This is a genomic window from Microbacterium sp. ZW T5_56 (assembly GCF_044987425.1).
Classification (GTDB): domain Bacteria; phylum Actinomycetota; class Actinomycetes; order Actinomycetales; family Microbacteriaceae; genus Microbacterium.
Window position 1 is genome coordinate 51,589 of sequence record NZ_JBJDRI010000006.1, and the last position, 25,391, is coordinate 76,979.

Sequence of the window (25,391 nt, forward strand, 5' to 3'; positions counted from 1 at the left end):
TCAGGAAGCTTGGACCAGCCGGCTCAGGTGTGCGGCGGCACCGCGCACGGCGCTCTGGGCCTCCTGTACGCGTCGCTGCGACAGCGTGCCGGCGCTGATCCCGATCGACACCACGATTCCCCGCTGATCGCGGATCGGCAGGGCGAAGTCGCGGACTCCTTCGACGTACTCGTCACGGGCGTCGATGATGCCCGATTCGCGATCGCGGTCGAGCAGCTCCTGGAGTTCGTCGACCGAACGTGCCGCGCCCGGACCGCCGACGCCGACGAACTGCACGTCCGTGAGGAGCGCGTCCAGGCTCTCGCGGGTGTGGTCCCACAGCAGCGCGCGGCCGGCTCCCGTGCACCAGATCGGTGTCAGGCTTCCCGGACGCAGGTAGTCGGCCGAGACCCCGGGACCCTTCTCCGTGCGCAACAGGATCGCACCGGGTCCGTCGGCGGCGACCAGCTGGGCGGAGACGCCCAGCGTGGATGCGAGGACGCGCAGGCTCTCCCGTGCGGCGCGAAGCCACGGCCGGCTGAGCGCGCCGGCGGCACGGAAGTAGCCGTCGCCGGCTTTGAGCACCGCGGCCTCGTCGCGATCGAGGTAGTCGAGTTCTCGCAGCTCACGGGTGAGGCGCGAGACACGACTGCGTTCGATGCCGGTGGCCTCGGAAAGTCGCGAGGCGTTGTGTCCCTGCCGTCCGGATCGCTCCTGCGCGACTGCTGCCTCCAGCAGGGCGAGTCCCTGCAGGAGGGAGGACGGGGGAGCCATATCTGATGCCTATCGGATCGCGGGAGTCGGCAGATTCACGACGACCCGCGGGTTCAGCCGGGCCCAGGCCGCATACGCGGTGGCGGCGATGCTGCCGCTTGCCCGTTCGATGTCCGCAGAGCGGATCTCCGCCGATCCCTGCCGCCCGTACAGTACCACTTCGTCGCCGATGCGGACTGCGGGGACGTCCGTCACGTCGATCACCAGGCTGTTCATCGCGAGCCGGTCCACGACCGGCACGAGAATCCCATGCACCAGCGCATGACCGCGGCCGCCGAGCGTGCGCGGGTAGCCGTCGGCGTAGCCCACGGGCACGACCGCCAACCGAGTCGGACGATCAAGTCGAGCCGTGCGGTCGTATCCGACCGTCCGACCGGCGGGATACGGGTTGATCGCGGCGATGCGCGACACCAACCGCATCGCCGAGCGCAGTTCGGGAACGGACGCGGACGTGTCGCCGTACAGGGCGGCGCCGATCCGGACCAGGTCCAGCTGCGACTCCGGCACTGTCAGGGCAGCGAACGAGGTGGCGCTGTGCAGCTCGACGGCCGCGCCGGCACCCAGCATCCGAGCGGCAGAGGCGGCCTGCCACCGGAACGCTGCGGTACCGGCGCGGACATCGTCGGCATCCTCGCACGGGAAGTGCGAGCAGATGCCGGCCACCGCGAGCTCCGCACTCGCGGCGATCTGCCGCAGCTCGGAACCCGTCTGCGGATCATCCAGGTCCATGCCGTCGCGGCTGAGCCCGGTGGAGTTGAGCGAGACATGGACGCGGATCGGACGCCCGACGGTGCGGGCGGCGGCGGTGACGACGCGTGCGTGATCACGGCCGCCCAGCCACTCCTCGATGCCGAGTTCGCCGCCTTCGACGATCTCCTCGCGCAGGGCCACCCGCACGCGGATGATGCGCCCCGCGAAGCCGAGCTGCCGCGCCTCGGCGGCCTCGTCGTTCGAGGTGATCCCGATGATGTCGACGCCCGCTGTCATCAGGACAGGGAGGGTGGCTGCGATGCCGTGCCCGTACGCGTCCGCCTTCACCACGCCGCAGAACCGCGTCGTGTCGCCGAGTCGGCCACGGATGACGTCGAGGTTGTGGGCGATGGCTCCGGCGTCGATCTCGACCCAGACAGGAGCGGCGACGTCCATCAGCGTGACAGATCGGGCGCCGGGCGCTCTGCGTCGATCGGCGCTTCCTCCGACATACGGGCGACGGGCTGCGCGCCGCGACGACCGTAGCGCCACCAGAAGTACAGGTAGCAGAGCCCCACGAACGGAACACCGAAGTACAGCGCGGCGACCTGGTTCGGGTCGAAGGCGATGGCCACGAGGGAGATCGCCAGCAGCACGAACGCGACGATCGGCAGCACCGGGTACAGCGGCGTGCGGTAGGCCAGCGTCGTGATGTCGCCACCCTCGCGGACGAAGCGGCGGCGGTGGAAGAACAGGGACGCCACGATGGACATCCAGACGGCCACCACCGCGAAGCCGGCGATCGAGACCAGCACGAGGTAGACGGTCTGCGGGGCGATCACGCTGGAGATCAGCGAGACGAGGCCGAGGCCCAGGCTGACCGTCAGCGCCACCAGCGGGATTCCCCGGCGGGTGAGGCGCCCCAGCACGGCAGGCGCGTGTCCTTCCTCGGCGAGCGAGAAGAGCATCCGCGCGCAGGAGAACAGGCCGCTGTTTCCGGCCGAGAGCAGGGCGGTGATGATGACGAAGTTCATGATGTCGGCGGCGTAGGGGATTCCCACGTACGCGAAGACGTCGACGAACGGGCTGCTGGTGAGACCGGCGTCCTCATACGGCAGGATCGCGGCGATCACCGTGATCGATCCGACGAACAGGATCAGCAGTCGAAGGACCGTGGAGCGGATCGCCTTGGGGATGTTCTTGCCCGGGTCCTTGGTCTCGCCGGCAGCCACACCGATCAGCTCCGACCCGCTGAAGGCGTAGAAGACGGCGAGGGCGGTGACGACGACACCGGCGATGCCGCCCGGGAACAGACCGTCCGGCGTGGTGAAGTTGCTGAACAGCACCGCGGCGGGGTGCTCGGTGGACAGCGGCGTGAATCCGAAGATGGCCATGGCGCCGAAGATGATGAGCGCGACGATCGCGACCACCTTGATCAGCGAGAACCAGAACTCGGCCTCACCGAACACACGCGCCGAGATGGCGTTGATGCTGAACAGGCCGACGGCGAAGATCAGGCACCACACCCAGACGTCGACGCCGGGGAACCAGCGCTGCATGAGGATGCCGGCGGCGGTGAACTCCGATCCCAGGGCCACCACCCAGCACAGCCAGTACAGCCAGGCGGTGGTGAAGCCGGTGGCGGGACCGATGGAGCGGGACGCGTAGATGTGGAACGCACCGGAGACGGGGTAGGCCAGAGCCAGTTCACCCAGGCACGCCATCACGAGCCACACGACGAACGCGCCGATGAGGTAGGCGATGATCGCGCCGAGGGGGCCGGCCTGACTGATGGTGTACCCGGAGCTCAGGAAGAGCCCCGAGCCGATGACGCCACCGAGGGCGATCATGATCAGGTGTCGGGCGTCCATGGAGCGCTGCAGTCGTCGCAGCGGCACCTGGGTCGCGGTGGTGTGGGGGAGCGCGTTGGGCAGCGCACTCTGTTCGGGCAGCGGGCTCATGATTTCTCGCATTCGAGGAGGAGATCAGGGTGGGAGCTACTGTGCTACATCTTCACAACTTTGTGTCAATGATGCACGTGGCGTGTCGGCAGACTACCTGCGTGTGGTGAGCGGCACAAGCGATTCCCCGGAATCCGGCTCTGACGAGGGCGATTCGAGCGAGCGGTTCGTCGGATGGTCGAATCGACATCCGCGACGAGCGATCCGACAGGCGCGCACGGACCGGATCGCCGGAGAGGCTGAGCCCATCCTTCCCTGATCTTTCAAAGGAGCCCGACGTGAACCGTCATGACATTGCACTGATCGGCTTCGGCGGCGTGAACCGCGCGCTGGCGCAGATCATTCTCGATCGCGGTGACGACCTCGCGACCGATCTCGGCTTCGTGCTGCGCGTGGTCGCCATCACCGACCTCCGACTGGGTTCGCTCATGCAGGCCGATGGCATCGACCTCGCGCACGTGTTCGCCATGACGGACGGCGAGACCTTCGCCGGCATGTCCGGCGGCGCGGCAGAACCGCAGAACGAGTACGTGATCCGCAACACCACGGCCGACATCGTCGTCGAAGCCACCTTCACCAATCCGATCGATGGTGAGCCGGGCATCTCCCACGTCCGTGCGGCGCTGGAGAGCGGCAAGAGCGTGACTACCACGAACAAGGGCCCCGTCGCCCTGGGCGGGGTCGAGCTCAACCGGCTGGCGGCCGCGAACGGCGTCACCTTCCAGTACGAGGGGTCGGTGGTGAGTGGTACCCCGATCCTCCGCTTCGCGTCCGAGACGCTCACGGGCCTGCAGATCAACGCGGTCGAGGGCATCCTGAACGGCACGAGCAACTACGTTCTCGGCCAGATGGAGTCCGGCATGACCCTGGACGCCGCGGTGGCCGAGGCGCAGGCTCTAGGCTACGCCGAGGCTGATCCGACGGCCGACATCGAAGGCTCGGATGTGCAGCTGAAGGTCGTGATTCTCGCCAACGAGATCCTGGGCGCGAACCTCACCACCGCGGACGTCAGTCGGCGCGGCATCTCGGAGCTCTCCGCCACGGACATCGTGGAGGCCGCCGCGCAGGGCAAGCGCTACAAGCTGATCGGGTCGGCGTTCCGCAACGCGGCCGGCGGGGTCACCGCGAAGGTGGAGCCGATGGCGCTCCCGCTGACCCACCCGCTGGCGAGCATCAGCGGGCCGACGAACGCTGTGTCGTTCGACACCGATCTGCTGGGAACCGTCACTGTCTCCGGTCCGGGTGCCGGCCGTGTCGAGACCGCCTACGCGCTGCTCTCGGACATCATCGCGATCGACGCCCACCAGCGTGCGCAGGCCGAGGTCTCCTCATGAGCGACGTGGTCAGCGTTTCGACGCACCCCGACCTCGTCGTCACGAGCCCCTTCGATGGCGCGACGATCGGAGTGGTCCCGCAGAGCGGTCCCGACCAGGTCGACGTGATCCTTGAGCGTGCCCGCGCGGGGCTGCAGCGCTCGCGGACCCTGTCTCGGTTCACGCGGCACGCGATCCTCGATCGCGCCTCCGCGCTGTTGCGCGAGCGTGCCGAGACGGCCGCCGGCCTGATCGTCAGCGAGGCGGGCAAGACCATTCGCCAGGCGCGTCGCGAGGTCGCGCGTGCGGTCATGACGCTCTCGCTCTCCGCCGACGCTGCCCGCTCCGATGCGGGGGAGGTCATTCCGTTCGACGCGTTCGAGGGGTCCGAGAACCGCCGCGGCTGGTTCACGCGTGAGCCGCTGGGCATCATCGTCGCCATCACGCCGTACAACGACGCGCTGAACCTCGTCGCGCACAAACTGGGCCCGGCGATCGCGGGGGGAAACTCCGTCGTGCTCAAGCCGTCCCAGCTCACCCCGCTCACCGCCCGGTTCCTGGTCGACCTGCTTGTCGACGCGGGGCTGCCGGAGGAGGTCGTCACCGTGGTGCACGGTGATCGTCACCTGGCTCAGGCGCTCATCTCGGCGCGCGACGTGCGCATGGTGTCGTTCACCGGCGGCTTCGCCACGGGTGAGGCGATCGCGCGCACCGCCGGCCTGAAGAAGCTCGCGATGGAGCTGGGTGGCAACGCTCCGGTCATCGTCTTCTCCGATGCCGACATCCCTGCCGCCGTCGAGGCGTGTGTCTCCGGCGCGTTCTGGGCCGCAGGACAGAACTGTGTCGGAGCGCAGCGCATCCTGGTGCAGCGCGCTGCCTACGAGGAGTTCCGCAACTTGTTCGCCGTTCGCACGGCCGCGCTGAAGGCGGGCGACCCGTGGGATGAGGCCACCGACGTCGGTCCGATGATCTCCGTCGCCGCCGCCGAGGGTGCCGAGCGACTGGTCGCCGATGCGGTGGTCGCGGGTGCACGCGTGCTCGCGGGCCAGCGACGCGAGGGTGCCGTGCACTGGCCGACCGTTGTCGAGGGTGTGCCGTTCTCGTGCGAGCTGTGGTCCGACGAAGCGTTCGCACCCGTGGTCGTGCTGACGCCGTTCGACACGGAGGAGCAGGCGATCGCGCAGGCCAATGAGATCGACTACGCGCTGCATGCCGCCACCTTCACCCGCGACCTGGGTCGCGCGCTGCGGGTGTCGGAGCAGCTGGAGGCCGGGGGCGTGATGATCAACGACTCGTCCGACTACCGCATCGACAGCATGCCGTTCGGCGGCGCGAAGTACGGGAGCATGGGCCGCGAGGGTGTGCGGTTCGCGTACGAGGAGATGACCCAGCCCAAGGTCGTCTGCATCAACGCCTGACGAGCGTATGCCCGCGTCCGCGATCAGTCCTCGTCGACCTGATCGCGGACGTGGGCCGGCTCCTCCGCGTGTCGACCCTCCGTGCCGCGGGCGTGTCAGTGCCGATCGATGGCGCGCGACAGCGACACAGCCGTCACGGTGTCGGCAACGCCGGGCAGCGCCGCGATCTGCTCCCAGATCTGGCCGACGCGATCCATCGAGTCGGCCTCCACGGTGACGAACAGATCGTACGCGCCGGAGAGCACGTCGCAGCGCGTGACCTCCGCGATACCGCGCAGTGCATCGATCACGTGCTCCCCACGCATGCGGTCGGCGCGATAGACCATGACCATCGCCGTGACACGTGGCCGGGCTGCGTCTCCGCGCAGGACCGTGTAGCCGGCGATGACACCATCGCGCTCCATGCGCTCGATGCGCTGGCGCACGGCGTTGCGCGACAGGTGCACCTGGGTTGCCAGCGTGGCCATCGATACCCGCGCGCTCGCTGTCAGCGCGGCGAGCAGGTGCTGGTCGATGTCATCCAGATTCGATGCGCGCATTTCGCTCCGTGCATTATTAGCAATTGCAAGTGTTAATCGCACACGTTATCGTAGATCCGCGACGTCGTCCAGGACGGTCGATGCCGCTCAGTGGAAGGTAGGAATGCAATGTCGCAACGACCGGACCGCCGACGAGCCGAGACCCTGTCGGACCTCAGCCTCGCCGTGCACGCTGGCAACCGCATGGACTCCACGAAGGCGCTGCGTACGCCGCTCGTGATGGCGAACTCGTACGAACTCCCCGAGGACCCGAGTGAGATCAGCTGGTCGGCGACTGCGCCAGGGCTGTACACCCGCAACACCGGGGTGAACCAGGCGGCTCTGCAGGACAAGCTCGCCGCGCTCGATGGTGGTGAAGACGCCGTCGTGCTGGCGTCCGGTGTCGCCGCCCTGCACGCCGTGTTCTTCACGCATGTCCGCATGGGCGACCACGTCGTGGTGGGGGATGTGACCTACGAGGCTACCTGGCGGCTGTGGACCGAACTCCTGCCGCAGCGATACGGCATCGAGGCGACGTTCGTGGATGTCGGTGATCTGGACGCACTGCGCGCGGCCATCCGCCCCAACACGAAGCTCGTCTGCATCGAGGCCATCGCGAACCCCACCACGAAGGTGTCGGATGTCGCGGCGATCGCGGAGATCAGCCACGCTGCCGGAGCCATCCTCATGGTGGATTCCACCTTCACCCCGCCGCCCTTCTATCGTCCCATCGCCGACGGCGCCGACCTCGTGGTCCACTCCCTGACCAAGTACATCAACGGCCACGGGGATGCCATGGGCGGTGCGGTTGTCGGCACGCGCGAGCTCATCGAGCCGATCAAGGCGGACGCGATGGTGGACGTCGGGGGCGTGATCTCGCCGTTCAACGCGTGGCAGATCCATCGCGGCTCGGTGACTCTTCCGCTGCGGCTCGCTCAGCACCTGAAGTCAGCGCTCGCCATCGCCGAGTTCCTCGAGCGTGATCCGCGCGTCGCCTACATCTACTATCCCGGCCTGCCGTCGCACCCCGACCATGAACTGGCGACGCGGCAGTTCGGCGGTCGCGGCTACGGCGGGACGATGGCGTTCGCGGTGGTCGGCGATCCCGACACGCAGAACCGATTCGTTGCGAACCTCCGACTCATCACCTCCGGGTTCTCTCTCGGGCATGACGACTCGCTCATCGTGCACACCGGAACCGAGGGAGGACGGGTGCCCAGCTATCCGCTGCCGTTCCGCACCCTCGGACACCTGCGGCTGTCGGTCGGCATCGAAGACACCGACGATCTGCTGGCCGACCTGGCAGCGGCGCTCGACGCGACCTTCCCCTCGCGCGTCGACGTCGATGTGACCACCGCCGAGACGGTGTCCGCGTGATGCGGCGTTCCGTGATCGTGCTCGATGGGGGGCTCTCGAACGCGCTCACGGAACGCGGCCACGACCTCACTGACGACCTCTGGACCGCGCGACTGCTGCGTGACGCCCCCGATGAGATCGCGGCGGTCCACCGCACGTACTTCGAAGCGGGGGCACGAGTCGCGACGACGGCGAGCTACCAGGCCAGCGTCGCCGGCTTCGAACGCCACGGCATGATCCGCTCCGAAGCGGAAATGCTCATCCGGCGTAGCGTGACGATCGCGCGCGATGTGCGGGGCGAGGTAGCCGCCTCCGCGGATGACGGCGTGGCCCGACTCGTCGCCGCCTCCGTCGGTCCCTATGGTGCAGTTCTCGCGAATGGATCGGAGTACCGCGGGCGCTATGGGCTCAGCCACGCTCAGCTCCGCGATTTCCATGCGCCCCGACTGGAGCTGCTCGCCGACGCGGGACCGGACATGTTCGCCCTCGAGACGATCCCCGATCTCGATGAGGTCGCCGTGTTGGTCGCGCTCGCGGACGAGTTCGCGATCCCCGCCTGGCTGTCGGTGACGGTCGCCGACAACCGACTCCGCGACGGCAGTCCGGCAGCTGAGGCCTTCGCGCTTGCTGCGGATCATGACGCCATCGTCGCCGTTGGCGTCAACTGCTGCGCTCCCGGGGACGTGCTTCCCGCCGTGCGTTCGGCGGTCGAGGTGAGCGGCAAGCCCGCCGTCGCCTACCCCAATTCAGGGGAGACCTGGGATGGCGTCGCACGCCGCTGGTTCGGCGAGTCCGAGTTCGACGCATCGCTTCCTGCGTCCTGGGCCGATGCCGGAGCCACGTTCATCGGCGGGTGCTGCCGCGTGGGTCCCGCGAGCATCGCCGCGATGGCCCAGGCCCTCGGCCGGTAGTCAGCCGCGCCGGCGTGCCCGCATCGTGAAGGCGGTGACGGCGAGGGCGATGACCACGATGCCGTAGCCGGTGCAGACGGCGTCGAGGCCCACGATTCCCACCAGCATTCCGGCGACGACCGCGGGGACGCCGAATGCCAGGTAGGCGAGCAGGTAGATCACGGCGAAGGTATCGGCTCGGGCGTCGGCGGGGATGCGCGGCGCGAGGGAGGCGACAACTCCCGCGAACGCTGTGCCGAATCCCATGCCTGTCACGGCAGCGGCCACGAGGTAGAACGCGAGAGATCCGGACCGCAGGGCGATGAGCGACAGCAGGGTGCCGATGGCGAGGGCCGCGGTGCCGAACAGCACGGTGGAGCGGGCCGAGACCTTTCGCAGCACCAGTGCCGTCAGCGCTCCGGTCCCGGCGAGCAGGGCGACGGCGAGCCCCTGCCAGAGGTGAGCCTCGCCGCCGAGCTCGGTGCGGACGATGTTGGCGCCCAGGGAGAGGAAGAGGCCACCGGTCGCCCAACCGGCGATCACGGCGGGTGCCGCGCGCCAGAAGTCGGCGCGGATGGGCGCGGGAATCGAGAGTCTGAGGCTGAGCGATGCCCACGCGCCTGGCCGCAGCGGAGCGGTCTCCGGTGCCAGCAGGAACAGTGCGGCCAGGATGATGTACACGGCAGTGAGTGGAGCGAAGACGTCGAAGAGCGGTGCACTCGTCAGATCCAGCACGATTCCTGACACCAGTGCGCCCGACGCCAGTCCGATACCCGGGCTCAGCGCGTTCCAGAGCGCGGCGATTCCCGGTCGACCAGCAGGTGCCAGATCGAGCGCGGCCGCGGACAGCGCCGAGATCAGCAGGCCGCTGGCTGCACCCTGCAGAGCACGCGCGAGGACGAGGAGCAGCACGGTGTCGGCATGCCAGAACAGCACCATGCTGGCGGCTAGGAGGACGAATCCGGTGATGGCGACCGGCCGACGACCCACATGATCGGACAGCGACCCGGCGGTCAGCAGGGTCAGCAGAAGCACGACCGCATAGACAGCGAACACTGCACTGATCACGCTTGCATCGAACCCGATCTGCTGCGCTAACACCGGGTAGAAGGGCGATGGCGCGCTCGCGGCGAACATCATGATGATCTGCGCCACGATCGCCAGCGCGAATCCGAAGCGTCGGCGCTGCGACAGTGTGGCGTCCGCGGTCACCAACCGGGGCGAGGCGATGGGCTCAGTGGTGGTCATGGCAGGCTCCTCAACAGTTCGAATAACATCGAACTATCGGAGACTACTCGCCTTCGAGCAATTGTTCAACTATTCTCGAACTATGCCTGGTGACCTTCCGCACCCTGAGCGTTCCGAGCTCCAGCTCGTCGATGTGCTCTTCGCCCTCAGCGACCCGGAGCGTCTCGCCATCACGCGTCAGCTCGTCGACGGCCCGCTCGATATGGCAGCATGCCATGCCACCGACCCGAACCTCCCGAAGTCCACGAAATCCCACTTCATGAAAGTGCTGAGGGAGGCGGGCGTGATCCGAAACGAGCCCAACGGGCGGCGTCGGATCCTCACGCTGCGGCGTGAGGATCTCGACGAGCGCTTTCCCGGACTCCTGGACGCCGTTCTCAACGCCTGATCGAGTGGCAGCGTCAGCCAGCGTTGACGACGCCCTCGAACAGGCCGATGTGATTGCCGTCGGGGTCGACGATCACAGCCCACGCGCTGGTATCGGTGATGGGCTGCTTGGCCTGCGCGACGGTGGCTCCGGCCGCTTCGGCGAGGGTGATCGTCTCGTCGATCGAGTCCACCTCCACATAGGACCGAGGCTCCACGAAGCCCTCGCCGCGCGGTGCCAGCCCACCGCCGGAGATGCCGTTCGGCGCCTGCCACATCGGGTAGTCCTCGAACCCCGGGATCTCCGCGATCTGCCAACCGAAGAGCTTCGAGTAGAACTCTGCCCCACGCTTCAGATCGCTCACCGGGATGTCGATGTGGGTGATGTCTCCGTGTGCCATGATGCTTCCTTTCGTCGTTCTGAGGAGCCCAGTCTGAACCTGGCCTCCGACACTGGCAAGAGCCGGCTCAGCGGCGGGTGAAAACCACGTGTGTCGTGCCCGACTCGGCCACCTCGCTCGTCACGTCGTAGCCGTCTTCAAGCCCGCGCAGTCCCTCCCAGATCGACTCGCCTCGGCCCAGGACGATCGGCGCGATCGCGAGGTGGAACCGGTCGACCAGGCGCGCCTGCAAGAACTGGCGTGCCGTGTGGACGCCCCCACCGACACGCACATCGCCACCGTTCGCGGCCTCGGTCGCGCGAGCGAGCGCGCCCTCGGCCGTCGTGTCGACGAAGTGGAAGACCGTTCCATTGTCGAATGAGATGGACGGACGCGGCGTGTGGGTCAGCACGAACACCGGGACGTGGAACGGGGGCTCCTCGCCCCACCAGCCCCGCCAGTCCGGGTCGTCGCCATGATCATGCAGTCCGAACATCCCGGCTCCCATGACCTCAGCGCCGAGGTCCTCGAAGTACTGCTGGGCATACTTCTCGTCGATCCCCGTGGTTCCGGCGCCGGTGGTGTCGCCGAGCACGCGGGTGCGGAACGTCCGCGTGGCGGTGTAAGCAGAGACGAGCCGACCCCAGTCCTCGCCGAATGGGTTCTCCGGAGTCTGGTCGGTGGTGGTGGCGTATCCGTCGAGGGACACGTTGAGGTCGATACGCACTGCCATGGGTTGCTCCTTGACTCAGGTGTTCGCGGGGTTGGAGGCTGCGCCGTCGAGCCACAGCTGATCGGATGCGTCGGCGTGCACGCCGCCCGAGCCGACGTGCTTGTCGCTGATCTGCTGGCCCTTGGTGATCACGTGCACGAGCGCCATGCCGTATCCGCGGGAGAGATCGTAGTCCTCCTTCAGCCACTCCAGAATGGGGGTGGCCTTCGTGCCCGCACCGAAGCCGCGCTCGGTGGCGAGTTCGATGAACTGGCGCGGGGTGAGACCGGTCTTGGTCTCGATGTTGTCGAGATATGCCTGGAACGACATGTGTTCTTTTCCTGTCTTTGATCAGTCGAGGTTGGTCTGGAGGATCACCGGCGACGCGTGGATGCAGATGAGTCGCATCGTGTCGGAGCCGGTGTTGAGGAACTGGTGAGGGATGAACGCCGGGCCGGTGACGGTGTCGCCGGCAGACGCCTCGATCGTCTCGTCGCCGACGCTGAAGGTGACACTCCCCTCGATCACGACCCAGGTCTCCGGGTACGGGTGCCAGTGACGTCCCGAGCCCTGGCCGGGGCGGTTCTCGACGAAGAAGTATGACACCGCGGCACCGTGATCGCTGCCCTGGAATCGCCGACTGTTGCCGGTGCCGATGCGGATCTCCTCGGGGGAGACCCGGGAGACGGTGGTGGACGTCTCGATCATGTGCGCTGCTCCTTCGACGTTGCTGGTCCTACTCTTTCGCTCGCCGCGCGCGGACCGTAGTGTTTCGATGTGGATCGAATCATGCCGCGAGACGGAGTCGAACACCCCGACCACCGGGTGGATTTCCGGTTGAGTACGGGGGATATCGAGGCGGTGCGGTTCGGCGTCTCGCCGGGCCATGAACTCGCCCACGCGGTGCGCGCACTGCTGCGGCCCGCGCAGTTTCCGCTGCAGTGGGGCTGGTTGAAGCGGGTGCGCGATCACCTGCCGCGCGAGGCGTTCGGACTTCTGGCCCAGGTGATCGGTCCCGACGGCTATATGCCCGATTTCCTGACGGCTGACCCGCGGTGGGACATGACCCCGCAGGCAGAGTTGACGGCGCTGCGAGCGGCGCCCGTGTCGGGCATGATCGTGGATCTCGACAAGATGATCGCGCGGTCTGCGGGCGAGCGTCAGGAGATGCTGCGGCGGATGCGCGCCGATCCGCAACGAGCGCGCGAGCGCATCGCCGATGCCTGGGAGCAGGTGTGGGAGGCGGTGATCGCCCCGTTCTGGGGTCCCCTCGAGCGGCTGCTGCGCGCCGACATCGCGGTGCGCTCACGCGTGGTGGCCGTCGATGGCCTAGCGACGATGGCCTCGGGGCTCCATCGAAACGTGCGATGGAATGACGGCGCGGTGAGCGTCCGTCTCCGCCGGCATAGCGAGGACGTGGACTGTCGGGGTAGCGGGCTGGTGCTGGTGCCGTCGGTGATGTCGTCATGGGGGTGCATGGTGATCACCGAGCCTCCGGCGCAGCCGACCCTGTTCTATCCGGCGCGCGGGGTCACCGAGGGGTGGGCGCGAGAGAGTGGTGATATCGCGGCCGCCCTGAGTGCGTTGCTCGGTCCGGTGCGCGCCGGAATCCTGCTCCGCGCTCACGTGGCGCGAACGACCTCGCAGATCGCGGTCGATGCAGACGTCGCGATCTCGACAGCCTCTCATCATCTGGCCGTGCTGCGCGGTGCCGGGCTGCTGATCAGCACCCGCGAGGGCAACCGCATGATGCACCTGCGCACCCCGCTGGGCGAGGCGCTCGTGGGCGCCGGACTCTGATCCTCAGGGGCGTGGGGAAGCGCGGTCGCCGCGGCTGGCGCTGTACGAAACGGTTCGGTAGGAAAGCACGCGTCCCTGGCCGGTGTCGGACCCCCCTGCCACAATGACCGCATGAAGCTCTCGGTGCTGGTGGATGCGGCTGCGGAGGTCGGCGCGACCTCCTCCCGACTCGCGAAGATCGACGCCCTCGCACGACTTCTCGCGCACCCGGAAGGTGAGGAGATCCGCGCCGTGATGGGGCTGCTTCTCGCGTCTCCGCGGCAGGGCCGGCTCGGCGTCGGATGGCGCGGTCTCGCCGCCCTCGCTGTGAGTCATGCCGGTGAACCCACCCTCACTATCGACGACGTCGATCAGGTCTTCGAAGCTCTCGCACACGCTTCCGGGGTCGGGTCGGCGAACAGGCGCACGGAACTGCTCACGTCGCTGGCCTCACGTGCGACGGCCGACGAATGGGACTTCCTCAGCCGCGCGATGCTCGGCGAACTGCGCACGGGTGCGCTCGCGGGTGTCCTGCTCGATGCGGTGGCCCGCGCATCGGGTCGTCCGATCGCCACGGTCCGACGCGCGGCGATGCTCTCCGGCGACCTGGGGGAGACCGCCGTGATCGCCCTCACCGGAACCCCCGACGATCTCGAGGGTGTCGGCCTGCGCGTGGGGCGTCCTGTGCTGCCGATGCTCGCGGCCACGGCGGCCACGCCGAGTGCCGCGCTGGAGATCACCGGCCTCGCGTCCGTCGAGTACAAGCTGGACGGGGCCCGCATTCAGGTCCACCGCGCCGGCGACGAGGTTTCGGTCTACACCCGCAATCTCGCCGACATCACCCACCGGGTCCCGGAGATCGTCGATATCGTGCGCGCGCTGCCGGCGAACGACCTCATTCTCGACGGCGAGACTCTCGCGCTCGACGAGGATGGTGGCCCTCGCCCCTTCCAAGAGACCATGTCGCGCTTCGGAGCGGACGTTGCCCGTGACCTCGCCCTGCAGCCCTGGTTCTTCGACCTGCTGCACCTCGACGGCCGCGACTTGATCGACGAGCCCCTCTCCACCCGGTTGCAAGAACTCGACAGGATCGCAGGGCCCTGGCGGATGCCGGGAATCGTCACCGGGGATCCCGCTGCTGCCGAGGAGCTGTCCCGCCAGGCGCTCGCCGCCGGCCACGAGGGCGTCGTCGTCAAAGGGCTGGATTCTCCGTACGCGGCTGGTCGCCGCGGGAAATCATGGGTGAAGGTCAAGCCCGTCCTGACCTACGACCTCGTCGTCCTGGCCGCGGAGTGGGGGTCGGGACGACGACAGGGCATGCTCTCGAACCTGCATCTGGGAGCCCTCGATCCGACGGGCGAGTTCGGCGATACGGGAGGTCTTGTCATGGTCGGCAAGACCTTCAAGGGCCTCACCGACGAACTTCTGCGCTGGCAGACCGAGACCTTTCCCGGATTGGAGACCCACCGCACCCCGTACGCGGTGTTCCTGCGGCCCGAACTCGTCGTCGAGATCGCGATCGACGGCGTTCAGCGATCGCCCCGATATCCCGGCGGAATCGCCCTGCGCTTCGCGCGCGTGAAGGGATACCGACCAGACAAGAACGTCGCGGACGCCGACACGATCCAGAGTCTGCGGGCTCTGCTGCGCGAGTGATCACGGTCTCTCGGCGCCGCCCCGGTGTCGTTAGAGCGGAGAGACTTCGCCGGTGCGGACCGCGTGGAGGGCGCCCTCGGCCAGATGCACGGCACGAGCGCCGTCCTCGGCGGTGACCACCGGGACAGACCCGTCACGCGCGGCGAGTGCGTCGCGAAGCTGGCGGGTGTACGGATCCTCGCCCGGGATGCCGGATACCGGGTCGTTCGAATCATCAGCAGCTATCGGCCAGCTCAGGGACCCCGCGGTCCCGTCGATTGCAAAGCCCGCGTGGAAGGGACGCGGTGTCCCGGTCCAGCCGCCCTCGATCGTGCTCGTGACACCGTTTTCGTGCTCCAACACCAGCCGGGCCAGGTGTCGTCGTCGGGCGGGATCAGACTCCTCCGTTCCCGAGATTCTGACGATCCGCCCGAGCATCCACTCCGCGACGTCGAGGTCGTGGATGAACAGGTCCATGACGGCGCCACCGGACGCGGCATGATCGTGGAACCAGGGGGCGTCGGGTCCTTCGCCGATGCGGGTGAAGGCTGCCGATCGCACCTCGCCGATCCGTCCCGCGCGCAGGTGATCGCGGGCATCGGCCCACGGGGTCATGGCGCGCACGACGTGCGCCGGATACAGCAGCACTCCGGCTTGCCGTGCGGCCTCGACCAGCGCGTCAGCCTCCGCACCGGTGCGGGCGAGCGGCTTCTCGCAGATCACGTCGACGCCAGCGCCGACCGCCGCGAGCACGTACTCCGGGTGCGTGAGAGTGGGGGAGGTGACGTCGAGAACCTGCACCGCGGCGAGCAGCTCCGCGAACGAGGACGTCGTTCGGGTGCGGTGCGCTGCGGCGAAATCCGCGGCGGACCGCGGAGACCAGACGATGGGCTCCGCTCCGAGTTCCCGCCAGGAGGCGAGATGTCGCACCGCCATGCTTCCCGTGCCGACGATGCCGACTTCGATGTCCGACGTCATCCCGTGACCTCCGCGTCAATTCGATCCTCGTCGAACACATGATCCAGGATGATTCGGGCTGCGCCCAACAGTCCGGCGTCGGGACCGGCCGCGGAGCTCACGATGTCCACCTCTGCGGAGATCATCGGCAGGCACTCCGCGTACACCGCTGCGCGCACACCGGCGACGAACGCATCGGCCTCTGAGATCGCCCCGCCCAGCACGAGCTGACGCGGGTTGAAGAAGTTCACGATCGTCGCGAGGACGGTGCCGGTGCGCATCCCCGCCTGACGCAGCAGCGTTGTCGCCTGCGGATGACCCTGTCGACCGAGCTCCACCAGCTCGTGCATCGTCACCTCGATGCCGGCCGCGGCCATTGCCGCGACCAGAGCGGAGCCGCCAGAGATAGCGTCAAGACAGCGACGACGCCCGCACGAGCAGGCGACATCGGGCGCTTCGGGGACGGTGACATGACTGATGTCACCGGCGAAGCCCGTGGTGCCCCGGTAGAGGCGGCCGTTGGCGATCACTCCGCATCCGATGCTGGCGTCGACCTTGACGAAGACCAGCGACTCCACCGGCTCGGCATCACTCACCGCCTCGCCGAGGGCCATGATGTCCGCATCGTTGTCCACGATCACCGGAAGTCCCGCCGACGCGCTCAGGAGCGCGGCCACATCAACGCCGTCCCAGCCCGGCAGCTGGGACGGTGTGACCAGACGATGGCTGCGCGAATCGACGGGGCCTGGCAGTCCCACACCGAATCCGAGGAGCGGCCCCGCCGCGGCGCGCTCGGCGAGCACGCGGGCGTGTTCAGCGATGATCTCGAGCGAACGCTGCGGGCCGGCCGTGAGGTCGACCCTCACCACATCGCGAGCCAGGATTCCGCTGGCGAGATCCAGAATGCCGATGGTGGTGCCCGTCGCGCCGATGTCCACCGCCGCCACGACGCCACCGTTCGGGTCGATCGCGATGAGACGCGGACGACGGCCGCCACGCGACGAACCCTCCCCGGCATCGCGCAGATATCCCGCGCTGATCAGGTCGTCTACACGCTGGGTCACTGTGGTCCCCGACAGGCCGGTGAGGCGCGCGAGGTCCGCGCGAGTCGACGCGACGCCCGAGCGCACCAGGCTCAGCAGCCGGCCCGCCGAGGGCGGGGTCATCATCTCCGATGTGGCCAGCATGCGTCTCCTGACTTTGTCCAAAATTGGAAGAAGTATCGTCATTATTGCGAAAAGATTCGAGAATAGCTAGTGTCGCCTTCACGCCAACCACTCGGGTGGCGCAGTCAGCAAGGAAGCGGCGCAACATGTCGGAACCGACGGTCATGGTGAGTATTCGCGACGTCGACAAGTACTTCGGCGAGAACCATGTGCTGCGTGCGGTGACACTGGACGTTCACGAGGGCGAGGTGGTGGTCGTCATCGGGCCCTCGGGCTCGGGAAAGTCGACGCTGTGCCGCTCGATCAACCGGCTGGAGACCATCGACTCCGGTCAGATCCTCGTCGCGGGTCGTCCGCTCCCGCAGGAGGGCGCGGAACTCGCGCAGCTGCGTGCGGACGTCGGCATGGTGTTCCAGCAGTTCAACCTGTTCTCGCACCTCAGCATCCTCGACAACGTGATCCTGGCGCCCACCCTTGTCCGCAAGACCGACAAGGCGTCGGCCCGTGCCGAAGCGCTCGCGCTGCTGGACCGCGTCGGCATCGCTGACAAAGCCGACCGCATGCCGGCGCAGCTCTCGGGCGGTCAGCAGCAGCGTGCCGCCATCGCCCGGGCCCTCGCGATGAAGCCGAAGGCGCTGTTGTTCGACGAACCCACCAGCGCCCTGGATCCCGAGATGGTGGGCGAGGTGCTGGATGTCATGGCGGACCTCGCCGCTGAGGGGATGACGATGATCGTCGTCACCCACGAGATGGGCTTCGCGCGCCGGGTGGCGAATCGCGTCGCTTTCATGGATCACGGCGCCATCGTCGAACTTGCCACCCCCGACGAGTTCTTCGAGAACCCGACCACCGAACGCGCCCGCAGCTTCCTGGCATCGATCCTCCCGCACTGACACCTTCGCAATCACACGAAACAGAAAGGCACTGACATGTCGCGTATGCGCCTGCACCGCCGCCTCATCCTGGCCGGCGCCGTGGCCGCCACGGCCGCGCTGATGATGACCGCCTGCTCCTCCGGCACCGCCCTCCCGGGCGATGACACCCCGGCCACGGGCGGAGCGTCCGACGGAGCCTCTTCCGCGTCCGGCCTACTGGCCGATGCGCCGGTCGCCGGCGACGATCTCATCGTCGACGGCTCCACCATGGCCGCCATCAAGGAGCGCGGCAAGCTCATCGTCGCCGAGGCGCTGGATGCCCCGCTGCTGTCGCAGCAGGATCCCACCAACCCCGACAACGTGACCGGCTTCGACGCCGAGCTCGCCAAGGCACTGGCCGTCTACATCCTCGGCAAGCCGGAGGTGGAGATCGTCCCGCCCGCCTCGCAGACTCGCGAGGCGCTGCTGCAGAACGGGACCGTCGACGTCGTCTTCAACACCTACACGATCACGGAGGAGCGCGCCCAGCAGATCTCCTTCGCGGGTCCGTACTTCGAGTCGGGTCTGGCCGTTGCGATCAAGAAGGGCACCTCGGGCATCACCAGCGAGAAGGACCTCGACGGCAAGACCGTGATCGTCGGGGCGAACACGCCTGCCGTCACCGCCGTGCCCGAGATCGCGCCGAAGGCCACGCTCGTGCAGTTCGACACCGACCCCGCGGCCGTTCAGGCGTTGCTGCAGGGCCGAGGTGACGCATACGTGCAGGACTACACGCTGCTCGCCAGTGATGCCGCCAGCGAATCCAACCTTCAGGTGGTCGGCAATCCGTTCACGAAGGAGCCCTACGGCATCGGCCTCAAGCACGATGACGCGGAATTCAAGAAGTTCATCAACGATTGGCTGGTGAAGATCCAGAAGTCGGGACTGTGGGCCAAGATCTGGCAGGAGACGCTCGGCACGGTGACCGTGGGCGATGCGCCCACGCCGCCGGAGATCGGGTCCGTCCCGGGTTCCTGACCCCGATCGATCACTGAATCGGGACCGGCCGGGTGCAGATCCGGCCGGTCCGCCACCCACATCAACACGAGGAGCGGGGACAGATGAACGCACTGCTCGAGGGCATCGGCCCTCTGCTGCAGGCCGTGGGCGTCACCGTGATGCTCGCCCTGCTCGCGGGCATCGGCGCGATCGTGCTGGGCGTGCTGATCACGATCGCGCGCGTCAGCCCGATCCCGATCCTGCGCTGGGCGGCATTCGCCTACGTGCAGTTCTTCGTGAACGTGCCGCTGCTGGTGCTGCTGATTCTGGCGGTGTTCGCCCTGCCGGACGCCGGGATCCTGCTGCCGCTCACGCCCACCGCGGTCATCGTGCTGGCCGTGTACGAGGCGGCCTACGTGGCGGAGGCGATCCGCTCCGGCGTCAACAGCATTCCGCCTGGACAGGTGGAAGCCGCGCGCGCTCTCGGGCTCACTCTCGGTCACACCCTCACACGCGTGATCGTCCCGCAGGCGATGCGCTCGGTAGTCCAGCCGCTGGGCAACGTGATGATCGCGCTCGCGATGAACACGGCGCTCGCGGCGGCGGTCGGCGTGGTCGAACTGACCAGTCAGGCCAACCGCATCAACCTGGTCGCAGCGCAGCCCATCGCGATCTTCACCATCGCCGGGCTCATCTACATGGCCATCGCCCTCGTCATCGGACTCAGCGCCGGGGCGATCGAGAAGAAGGTGGCGTTCTCACGATGACTGCGGACATGCTCATCCCCGACCGTCCGGTGCCGCGCCCGCGGGCTCGACGCACTTCACCCACCGCCTTCATGTACGACGCCCCGGGCCCGCGCGGTCGGCGACGGATCGTGATCGGCTCGATCATCAGCGCGGCCGCCATCCTCGCGCTCGTGGTCCTGATGCTGATCCAGTTCGGTGCGAACGGGCAGCTTGCCGCGGAACGCTGGACGCCCTTCACCGACGTCCGCATCTGGGGCTACCTGCTGGTCGGTCTCGGTGGCACGCTGCAGGCGGCCGCGATCGTTGCCGTACTGGGCAGTGTGCTCGGACTGCTCCTCGCGCTCGGGCGCGTCAGCAACCGCCGCTGGCTGCGCACGATCTGTCGCGTCTACACCGAGGTGGCGCGGACGCTGCCGGCTCTGCTCCTCATCTATCTGATGATGTTCGGCCTGCCGCAGCTCGGTCTAAACCTGCCGACGCTCTGGAAACTGGTCGTCCCGCTGACGATCTCGAACGCCGCCGTCTTCGCCGAAGTCGTCCGTGCGGGCATCCTGTCGCTGCCGCGCGGGCAGACCGAGGCGGCCCTGAGCCTGGGGCTGCGGCCCTGGCAGGTGCAGAGCCGGGTGGTGCTGCCACAGGCCCTGCGCAACGTGTCGCCGGCGCTGGTCACGCAGTTCGTCAGCCTGATGAAGGACACCTCGCTGGGATATGTGGTCGCGTTCACCGAACTGCTGTACCGCGGGCAGGTGCTGGCGTCCTACCTGCACCTCTTGATTCCGACCTATGTGGCCGTGACCGTCATCTATCTCGCCGTGAACGGCGCGCTCACCGGAGTGGCGGCGCTCCTGCAACAGCGTCTCGATCGGAAGCGGGCAGGCTCCGCGCGCTGAGGTTATGCACAGGCTCGTCACGAGGTTGTTCGCATTGTCGGGCGCGGAGGCTGCGCGTGCGTGATTTCCCGCGAGGATAGCCGTATGTCTACGAGCAAGAAGCGCCGACGCACACCGTCCGCCGCGATGCCCACCTCTCTTGCCCTGAATGTCGCGCGCCGCGAATTCGAGCGCTGGCTCGCGTCGAGGAATGGCATCGTCGCCGATGAAGGCCGCGCGACTCTGCTGAGTGTCGAGCTGTTCCGGCTGACAGAGAGGGCGCAGATCAGTCTGCTGGAGCCGGACAAGATCGACGATGCGATCAGCCTGCTCCTCGACGCGGACGAGCACGGCGATGAGCTTCTCGACATCCTGCACGACTACCTCCACTTCCGGGTGGAGACGGCACCCGATCACGCGACCTTCGTGGCGTGGGAGGCCGCGCATTCGCACTACGAGAACACGGTGGAGGAGCTGGATCAGGGAGTTCCTGCGGTGGTACAGGAGGCGATGGATGCGGACGCGCTGCTGGATCCGGACGTTCGCCGGGATGCCGTGTCGAAGATCACTCCCGTCGCTCAGGTCGCGGCGCTGCTGGAGTGGATCGGCAAGGGACGAACGCTGACCACGACGGGATCGCTGCGCCGGATTGACATCGAGCCGGTGGCCGCGCTCCTGGGTGTCTCTGCGATCGGCGGTGCTCGCAGCGGCCGTGACGCCACGGGCGCGCGGGTCGTTCAGAGCATGTGGGATCTGCCCGAGTTGGGAGCCTGGTGGGAGACCTTGATCATGTGTCGCCTGATCGAGGTCGCTGGCACCCGGCTGCGTCTCGGAACGGCGGCCCTGGATTGGGGGCAGCCGGGCGCGGAGGCGGCGGAGGCAGCCGAAGCCGTGGCGATGTTCTTCATCATGAACCTGCTCAATGCCCAGGGCCCGAGCGCAGCCTATGAGGCGGTCTGGGTGGGAGTACGCGCGCTGGACCCGTCGGCACCTGTCCCGACGCCCATCGATGATGTCGAGGTGATGCTGGCCGAGTTCGCCCACGAAGACATCGCGGAACTCGAGCAGTGGAACATCGTCACCACGGATGGCTTCGGGAATGTGACTGTCCCAGAAGCGCTGCGCGGATTGTTCGCACGAGCGCTGACCTTCACGATGGCGGTCGCCGATCGGAACGCAGGCCTTCTCAGCGACGAACCGGACGCGGATGCCTTGCCCGACAGTATGCCTTCTCTGCGGGGTCGTGCCGGTGGACCCGATGTCGTCCACGTGCCAGGCATGGCGGCGGACATGCTGAACAAACTCGCTCCTCTCCTCGCGGAGGACGGCTTCGATATCGACAACATCGCGGACATCGACGCATTCCAGGACGCGCTGACGCGCGCTGCGGAGCGCTACAACCTCGAATTGCAGACTCCGATCGGTCCTCAGCGAGAGAGTGCATTGCAGACGCTGCGGACCTTCGCGATCGACACTCACGAGGGCTTCGATGCCGACACGTGGACGCTGGCTGAGTCCATTCCACCCGAGACTGAGTCCGACACGGCCACCGTGGCACAGGTGATCGGCACGGGGGCCGGGTTGCTGGACTCGTGGGGCATCACGCCGCCGTTTCTCCTCACCGTTGCACGGGTGCCCGCGCCGGGCTGGGCGGAACCCAGCCGTCGTGCGATGCGAGACGTGCTGCGCCGCGCTGCGGACCGTGGCGCTTTCGACGCGACGGGCGAGCTGATTCTGCAGTACGGCGGTGAGGCGACGCTGCACGCGGTGCTGGTGGCCGTCGCCACCACGGTGATCGCCCTCGCCGATGCCGATCGCATCGACGTGACGGAAGCCGTTGCACGCTACATCCGCTGAGCGATACCGCGTCCGGGTCCATTCTGGGAGCCGTGCCCTGCACTGGTTCACCACGACGTGTGCTCCGACTGACGGGCGATCAGCGGAGACAGCGTGAGCTGGAACGATGAACGGTATCCATGTGTCATGGATGTGAACGAGGCTGCCACCCTGCTCGGGGTGACGCCGCGGCGCGTGCGAGCGCAGATTGCCGCTGGTCGGCTGCCCGCGCACAAGGATGCCCATCGCTGGGTTGTGGAATCGCTTCGCGCGCCAGCGAAGGGCGTCCGCTGTCGGAAAGTCCCGTGCGGCACTCGCGCATGCGCTTCAGTACCGAACCTTGACCGGCCTTTCGGGGCAGGAGCGGGCGCGTGCCGCCGCGAGGGTGCGGCAGTTGCGTGCGTCAGACGATCCGGCCGGCCTGTTGACCTCGTGGTGGGGCGGACAGCCCCCGGAGGTACGGGACCACATGTCCAGCCTGGTCGCGAACGCGACCGACGGCGACCGTGCGTTCGCCCGCGAGTCCCTGCATCGCACACGCCGCGAGTATCTCCGGAAGTGGTCGGATGTCGCGGATGTCGTCTCGACAGAACGAACGATCAGGCACCAGACGCCCACGCAGCTTGCCCTCCTTGCCGGCGTTCCGGTGCGCACGGTGATCGATATCGAGAAAGGACATCCCATCATCGGCAATGCGGACACGCACGCGAAGAACTACTCCCTGCTGCTGCGTCCCGATGGTGCGTCCCTCGCGCCGCTATATGACCCGGTGCCCGTGGGCCTGTACTCGAGTTACGAGCAGGAGCTGGCAATGCGGATCGCCGGTGCCCGTCGTCCTCGTGCCGCAACACCGGATCACTGGCGCAAGCTGGCACGCCGTTCCGGGCTCGATCAGGACGAAACCGTCGACATCGTCGCCAAGGTCGCGACCGGCGTGCTGGAGCACAATCATGACGCCTGGGATGGCCTGGACTCTGATCAGCGCGATCTTCTGCGACAAGCGGTGCGTCACCACGCTGAGGTGGCCATCGGCGCCGAGACGGCGCATTGATGATCAGCCGCACTCGCGTGCCGCTACAGGGCGCGCAGGGGACGGACGTAGGCGTCGCCGGTGCGGGAGCGGCCCGACGCTGACACCGTGAAGCGGATCACGTCCGGCAGGTAGCGATCGTCGCTCGCCTCGAAGATGCGTCCCTCGGCGTCGTGGCTGATTCGTCGCAGTCGCAGGATGGGGGAGCCGATGGGCACCTGCAGAAGTTCCGCGTCCACCTCGTCGGCGGCAACCGCGTCGATCTCGTGGTCGATGGAGTACGACGGGTGGCCGCGCTGCTCCAGGTACTCCGTGATGGAGACGGTGTCCAGATCGACGTCGAACAGGACACGACCCACATCCTCCAGGAACGTGAGGCGCTCGAGCATGGCGGGGCGTTCGTCCAGGTGACGCAGCCGCAGGACCTCGACGATCGGCGCGCCGACCTCGACGCCGAGCAGCGCCGCCTTCTCGGCGCCGGCGCGGCGGAGAGACACCTCCTGCGTATCCGCTCCCGGCACGGCGCCGATGCCCTCGGCCCAGCGCGTGAACGGGATCGACACGTCGACCGCCTGATTGGGCTTACGGGACGTGACGCGCGCCGGTCGTCCGCGACCCGTCTCGATCAGCCCCTCCTGACGAAGAGTCAGCAGCGCATTGCGGATGGGCCCGCGCGACGTGTTCCACCGATGCGCGAGCTCCGCCTCCGTGGGCACATCGGCACCGGGCGCGAGCAGGCCGGAAAGGATGCGTTCGCGCAGCTCATCCGCGATCTGCTTGTACACCACTTCGGCCATGTCGCCATCCTATGAGCCGTCCCGATGCGCCGTCGGTCGAAGGTCCGGCTTGTGGTCGTCGTTCACCCGATCGACAGTTAGGTGAACAAGTCTCGAACTGTTCCGAGATAGGCATACATGTCGCGACGGGGCGTGTCAGTCTGTCCGAGGTTCCATCCGTCACCGAAAGGCAATCATGAACCTCCGTGCAACCAAGGCGCCCCTTCTCCTCGCGGGCGCCACGCTGCTCGCTCTCGGCCTCGCCGCCTGCTCCGGCGACGCCTCGGCTTCCCCGGCCACCGACGGCGCAGCCACCTCCGCAGAGGGCGGCTACGCGATCGACGCGAACACCCTGGTCTTCGGCGTCGTCCCCGACTCCGCCGCCACCCAGACCAACTACCAGCCCCTCATGGACTACATCGCCCAGGAGACGGGCAAGAAGGTGGAGTACCACGAGTCCACCGACTACGCCGCCCTCATCGAGGCCGCCATCGCCGGCAAGGTGGATGTCGCCTCCTTCTCCGGCTTCACCTACGTGACGGCCACCAACAATGGCGCGAAGCTCACCCCGATCTCCTCCATCGTCACCAAGGAGGGCCAGGAGCCCGGCTACTACTCCGAGGCCATCGTGCCGAAGGGTTCGGACATCAAGACGATCGCGGACATGAAGGGCCACAAGGTCTGCTTCGTGGACCCGTCGTCGACGTCCGGCTACCTGTTCCCGTCCTACAACCTGCTGAACGCGGGCGTGGACCCGGAGAAGGACATCACCCCGGTCTTCGCGGGCAAGCACGACGTCTCCGTCGCAAAGGTCGGCGAGGGCAAGGAGTGCGAGGCCGGCTTCGCCGAGGACAGCGAGGTCGCCAAGAGCGACAAGGTCGAGTCGATCGACCAGACGATGGTCCCTGGCGCCCCGCTGGTGTACTCGACGACGCTGCCGAAGGAGACCTCCGACAAGCTCGTCGAGATCCTCTCGGACGTCACCATCGACCAGATCATCGACGCCGGCATCACCAGCGCCGACACCGAGGGCTTCCGCAGCGTGTTCTACGAGACCAAGCCGGTCGATGACGCGTACTACGACCTGATCCGCGACATCTGCAAGAAGACCAACGCGACCCAGTGCCAGGCCTGAT

26 protein-coding genes and 1 pseudogene are annotated in these 25,391 nt (G+C 67.6%); 15 read left to right on the top strand and 12 right to left on the bottom strand.

Going from position 1 to position 25,391, the window contains the following annotated elements; genetic code table 11:
- Genes ACI3KU_RS04350 through ACI3KU_RS04360 form a run of 3 tightly spaced genes read right to left on the bottom strand, consistent with a single transcriptional unit; the run spans position 1 to position 3,404 of the window.
- Entirely contained in the window at positions 1 to 753 is a 753-nt protein-coding gene (locus tag ACI3KU_RS04350; protein ID WP_404921060.1) for an IclR family transcriptional regulator, read from the bottom strand.
- Between the two features lie 9 nt (positions 754 to 762).
- A complete protein-coding gene (gene alr, locus ACI3KU_RS04355; protein WP_404921061.1) occupies positions 763 to 1,899 on the bottom strand; it encodes an alanine racemase in 1,137 nt (378 codons plus the stop codon).
- Entirely contained in the window at positions 1,899 to 3,404 is a 1,506-nt protein-coding gene (locus ACI3KU_RS04360) for an amino acid permease (protein ID WP_404921062.1), read from the bottom strand. The genes alr and ACI3KU_RS04360 overlap by 1 nt, the downstream gene beginning before the upstream one ends.
- Positions 3,405 to 3,682: 278 nt before the next feature.
- On the opposite strand from ACI3KU_RS04360, the gene ACI3KU_RS04365 reads away from it, so the two are divergent.
- Together ACI3KU_RS04365 and ACI3KU_RS04370 are read left to right on the top strand one after the other, a co-directional pair.
- Positions 3,683 to 4,738, top strand: coding sequence for a homoserine dehydrogenase (locus ACI3KU_RS04365; protein ID WP_404921063.1), 1,056 nt, complete (start codon positions 3,683 to 3,685; stop codon positions 4,736 to 4,738).
- Entirely contained in the window at positions 4,735 to 6,135 is a 1,401-nt protein-coding gene (locus ACI3KU_RS04370; protein ID WP_404921064.1) for an aldehyde dehydrogenase family protein, read from the top strand. Before ACI3KU_RS04365 ends, ACI3KU_RS04370 begins: the two co-directional genes overlap by 4 nt.
- A gap of 95 nt (positions 6,136 to 6,230) precedes the next feature.
- On the opposite strand, the gene ACI3KU_RS04375 is transcribed toward ACI3KU_RS04370, so the two are convergent.
- A complete protein-coding gene (locus ACI3KU_RS04375; protein ID WP_404921065.1) occupies positions 6,231 to 6,674 on the bottom strand; it encodes an Lrp/AsnC family transcriptional regulator in 444 nt (147 codons plus the stop codon).
- Positions 6,675 to 6,782: 108 nt separating this feature from the next.
- Here ACI3KU_RS04375 and ACI3KU_RS04380 point away from each other — a divergent pair, with 108 nt between their 5' ends.
- Both ACI3KU_RS04380 and mmuM read left to right on the top strand, forming a co-directional pair.
- A complete protein-coding gene (locus ACI3KU_RS04380) occupies positions 6,783 to 8,030 on the top strand; it encodes a trans-sulfuration enzyme family protein (protein ID WP_404921066.1) in 1,248 nt (415 codons plus the stop codon).
- Positions 8,030 to 8,920, top strand: a complete 891-nt coding sequence (gene mmuM / locus ACI3KU_RS04385) for a homocysteine S-methyltransferase (protein ID WP_404921146.1) — start codon at positions 8,030 to 8,032, stop codon at positions 8,918 to 8,920. Before ACI3KU_RS04380 ends, mmuM begins: the two co-directional genes overlap by 1 nt.
- Here the strand turns inward: mmuM and ACI3KU_RS04390 are convergent, their stop codons facing one another.
- Positions 8,921 to 10,147, bottom strand: a complete 1,227-nt coding sequence (locus tag ACI3KU_RS04390) for an MFS transporter (protein ID WP_404921067.1) — start codon at positions 10,145 to 10,147, stop codon at positions 8,921 to 8,923.
- An 82-nt stretch (positions 10,148 to 10,229) separates the two neighbouring features.
- Here ACI3KU_RS04390 and ACI3KU_RS04395 point away from each other — a divergent pair, with 82 nt between their 5' ends.
- Positions 10,230 to 10,535, top strand: a complete 306-nt coding sequence (locus tag ACI3KU_RS04395; RefSeq protein ID WP_404921068.1) for an ArsR/SmtB family transcription factor — start codon at positions 10,230 to 10,232, stop codon at positions 10,533 to 10,535.
- 13 nt (positions 10,536 to 10,548) lie between these two features.
- On the opposite strand, the gene ACI3KU_RS04400 is transcribed toward ACI3KU_RS04395, so the two are convergent.
- The 4 genes from ACI3KU_RS04400 to ACI3KU_RS04415 form a co-directional block, all read right to left on the bottom strand.
- Entirely contained in the window at positions 10,549 to 10,914 is a 366-nt protein-coding gene (locus ACI3KU_RS04400; RefSeq protein WP_404921069.1) for a VOC family protein, read from the bottom strand.
- Positions 10,915 to 10,981: 67 nt separating this feature from the next.
- Positions 10,982 to 11,626, bottom strand: coding sequence for a dihydrofolate reductase family protein (locus ACI3KU_RS04405; RefSeq protein WP_404921071.1), 645 nt, complete (start codon positions 11,624 to 11,626; stop codon positions 10,982 to 10,984).
- 15 nt (positions 11,627 to 11,641) lie between these two features.
- On the bottom strand, positions 11,642 to 11,935 hold the full coding sequence (locus ACI3KU_RS04410) for a DUF4287 domain-containing protein (protein ID WP_404921072.1): 294 nt from the start codon (positions 11,933 to 11,935) through the stop codon (positions 11,642 to 11,644).
- Positions 11,936 to 11,956: 21 nt separating this feature from the next.
- On the bottom strand, positions 11,957 to 12,313 hold the full coding sequence (locus ACI3KU_RS04415) for a cupin domain-containing protein (RefSeq protein WP_404921073.1): 357 nt from the start codon (positions 12,311 to 12,313) through the stop codon (positions 11,957 to 11,959).
- Positions 12,314 to 12,394: 81 nt separating this feature from the next.
- Here ACI3KU_RS04415 and ACI3KU_RS04420 point away from each other — a divergent pair, with 81 nt between their 5' ends.
- Positions 12,395 to 13,405 (top strand): DUF5937 family protein, encoded by a 1,011-nt coding sequence (locus ACI3KU_RS04420; protein WP_404921074.1) that lies wholly within the window; start codon positions 12,395 to 12,397, stop codon positions 13,403 to 13,405.
- 111 nt (positions 13,406 to 13,516) lie between these two features.
- Positions 13,517 to 15,040: an ATP-dependent DNA ligase gene (locus tag ACI3KU_RS04425; protein WP_404921075.1), complete on the top strand. Its 1,524-nt coding sequence runs from the start codon at positions 13,517 to 13,519 to the stop codon at positions 15,038 to 15,040.
- Positions 15,041 to 15,070: 30 nt separating this feature from the next.
- Here the strand turns inward: ACI3KU_RS04425 and ACI3KU_RS04430 are convergent, their stop codons facing one another.
- Both ACI3KU_RS04430 and ACI3KU_RS04435 read right to left on the bottom strand, forming a co-directional pair.
- Positions 15,071 to 15,997, bottom strand: coding sequence for a Gfo/Idh/MocA family protein (locus ACI3KU_RS04430; RefSeq protein ID WP_404921076.1), 927 nt, complete (start codon positions 15,995 to 15,997; stop codon positions 15,071 to 15,073).
- A complete protein-coding gene (locus ACI3KU_RS04435; RefSeq protein ID WP_404921077.1) occupies positions 15,994 to 17,163 on the bottom strand; it encodes an ROK family transcriptional regulator in 1,170 nt (389 codons plus the stop codon). Before ACI3KU_RS04435 ends, ACI3KU_RS04430 begins: the two co-directional genes overlap by 4 nt.
- Positions 17,164 to 17,288: 125 nt before the next feature.
- Here ACI3KU_RS04435 and ACI3KU_RS04440 point away from each other — a divergent pair, with 125 nt between their 5' ends.
- The 7 genes and pseudogenes from ACI3KU_RS04440 (at position 17,289) to ACI3KU_RS04470 (ending at position 23,500) form a co-directional block, all read left to right on the top strand.
- The gene (locus ACI3KU_RS04440; RefSeq protein ID WP_404921078.1) at positions 17,289 to 18,035 is read left to right on the top strand and encodes an amino acid ABC transporter ATP-binding protein; all 747 of its coding nucleotides are present in this window, start codon (positions 17,289 to 17,291) and stop codon (positions 18,033 to 18,035) included.
- 36 nt (positions 18,036 to 18,071) lie between these two features.
- The gene (locus ACI3KU_RS04445) at positions 18,072 to 19,034 is read left to right on the top strand and encodes a glutamate ABC transporter substrate-binding protein (protein WP_404921079.1); all 963 of its coding nucleotides are present in this window, start codon (positions 18,072 to 18,074) and stop codon (positions 19,032 to 19,034) included.
- An 83-nt stretch (positions 19,035 to 19,117) separates the two neighbouring features.
- The gene (locus tag ACI3KU_RS04450) at positions 19,118 to 19,762 is read left to right on the top strand and encodes an amino acid ABC transporter permease (RefSeq protein ID WP_404921080.1); all 645 of its coding nucleotides are present in this window, start codon (positions 19,118 to 19,120) and stop codon (positions 19,760 to 19,762) included.
- Entirely contained in the window at positions 19,759 to 20,634 is an 876-nt protein-coding gene (locus tag ACI3KU_RS04455; protein ID WP_404921081.1) for an amino acid ABC transporter permease, read from the top strand. Before ACI3KU_RS04450 ends, ACI3KU_RS04455 begins: the two co-directional genes overlap by 4 nt.
- 84 nt (positions 20,635 to 20,718) lie before the next feature.
- Positions 20,719 to 22,470, top strand: a complete 1,752-nt coding sequence (locus ACI3KU_RS04460; protein ID WP_404921082.1) for a hypothetical protein — start codon at positions 20,719 to 20,721, stop codon at positions 22,468 to 22,470.
- A gap of 126 nt (positions 22,471 to 22,596) precedes the next feature.
- Positions 22,597 to 22,695, top strand: a pseudogene (locus tag ACI3KU_RS04465) (helix-turn-helix domain-containing protein); the annotation flags it as partial.
- Positions 22,696 to 22,918: 223 nt separating this feature from the next.
- The gene (locus ACI3KU_RS04470) at positions 22,919 to 23,500 is read left to right on the top strand and encodes a HipA domain-containing protein (protein ID WP_404921083.1); all 582 of its coding nucleotides are present in this window, start codon (positions 22,919 to 22,921) and stop codon (positions 23,498 to 23,500) included.
- A gap of 23 nt (positions 23,501 to 23,523) precedes the next feature.
- On the opposite strand, the gene ACI3KU_RS04475 is transcribed toward ACI3KU_RS04470, so the two are convergent.
- A complete protein-coding gene (locus tag ACI3KU_RS04475; protein ID WP_404921084.1) occupies positions 23,524 to 24,276 on the bottom strand; it encodes a GntR family transcriptional regulator in 753 nt (250 codons plus the stop codon).
- 175 nt (positions 24,277 to 24,451) lie between these two features.
- Here ACI3KU_RS04475 and ACI3KU_RS04480 point away from each other — a divergent pair, with 175 nt between their 5' ends.
- On the top strand, positions 24,452 to 25,390 hold the full coding sequence (locus tag ACI3KU_RS04480) for a phosphate/phosphite/phosphonate ABC transporter substrate-binding protein (RefSeq protein WP_404921085.1): 939 nt from the start codon (positions 24,452 to 24,454) through the stop codon (positions 25,388 to 25,390).
- Position 25,391: the final 1 nt, after the last annotated feature.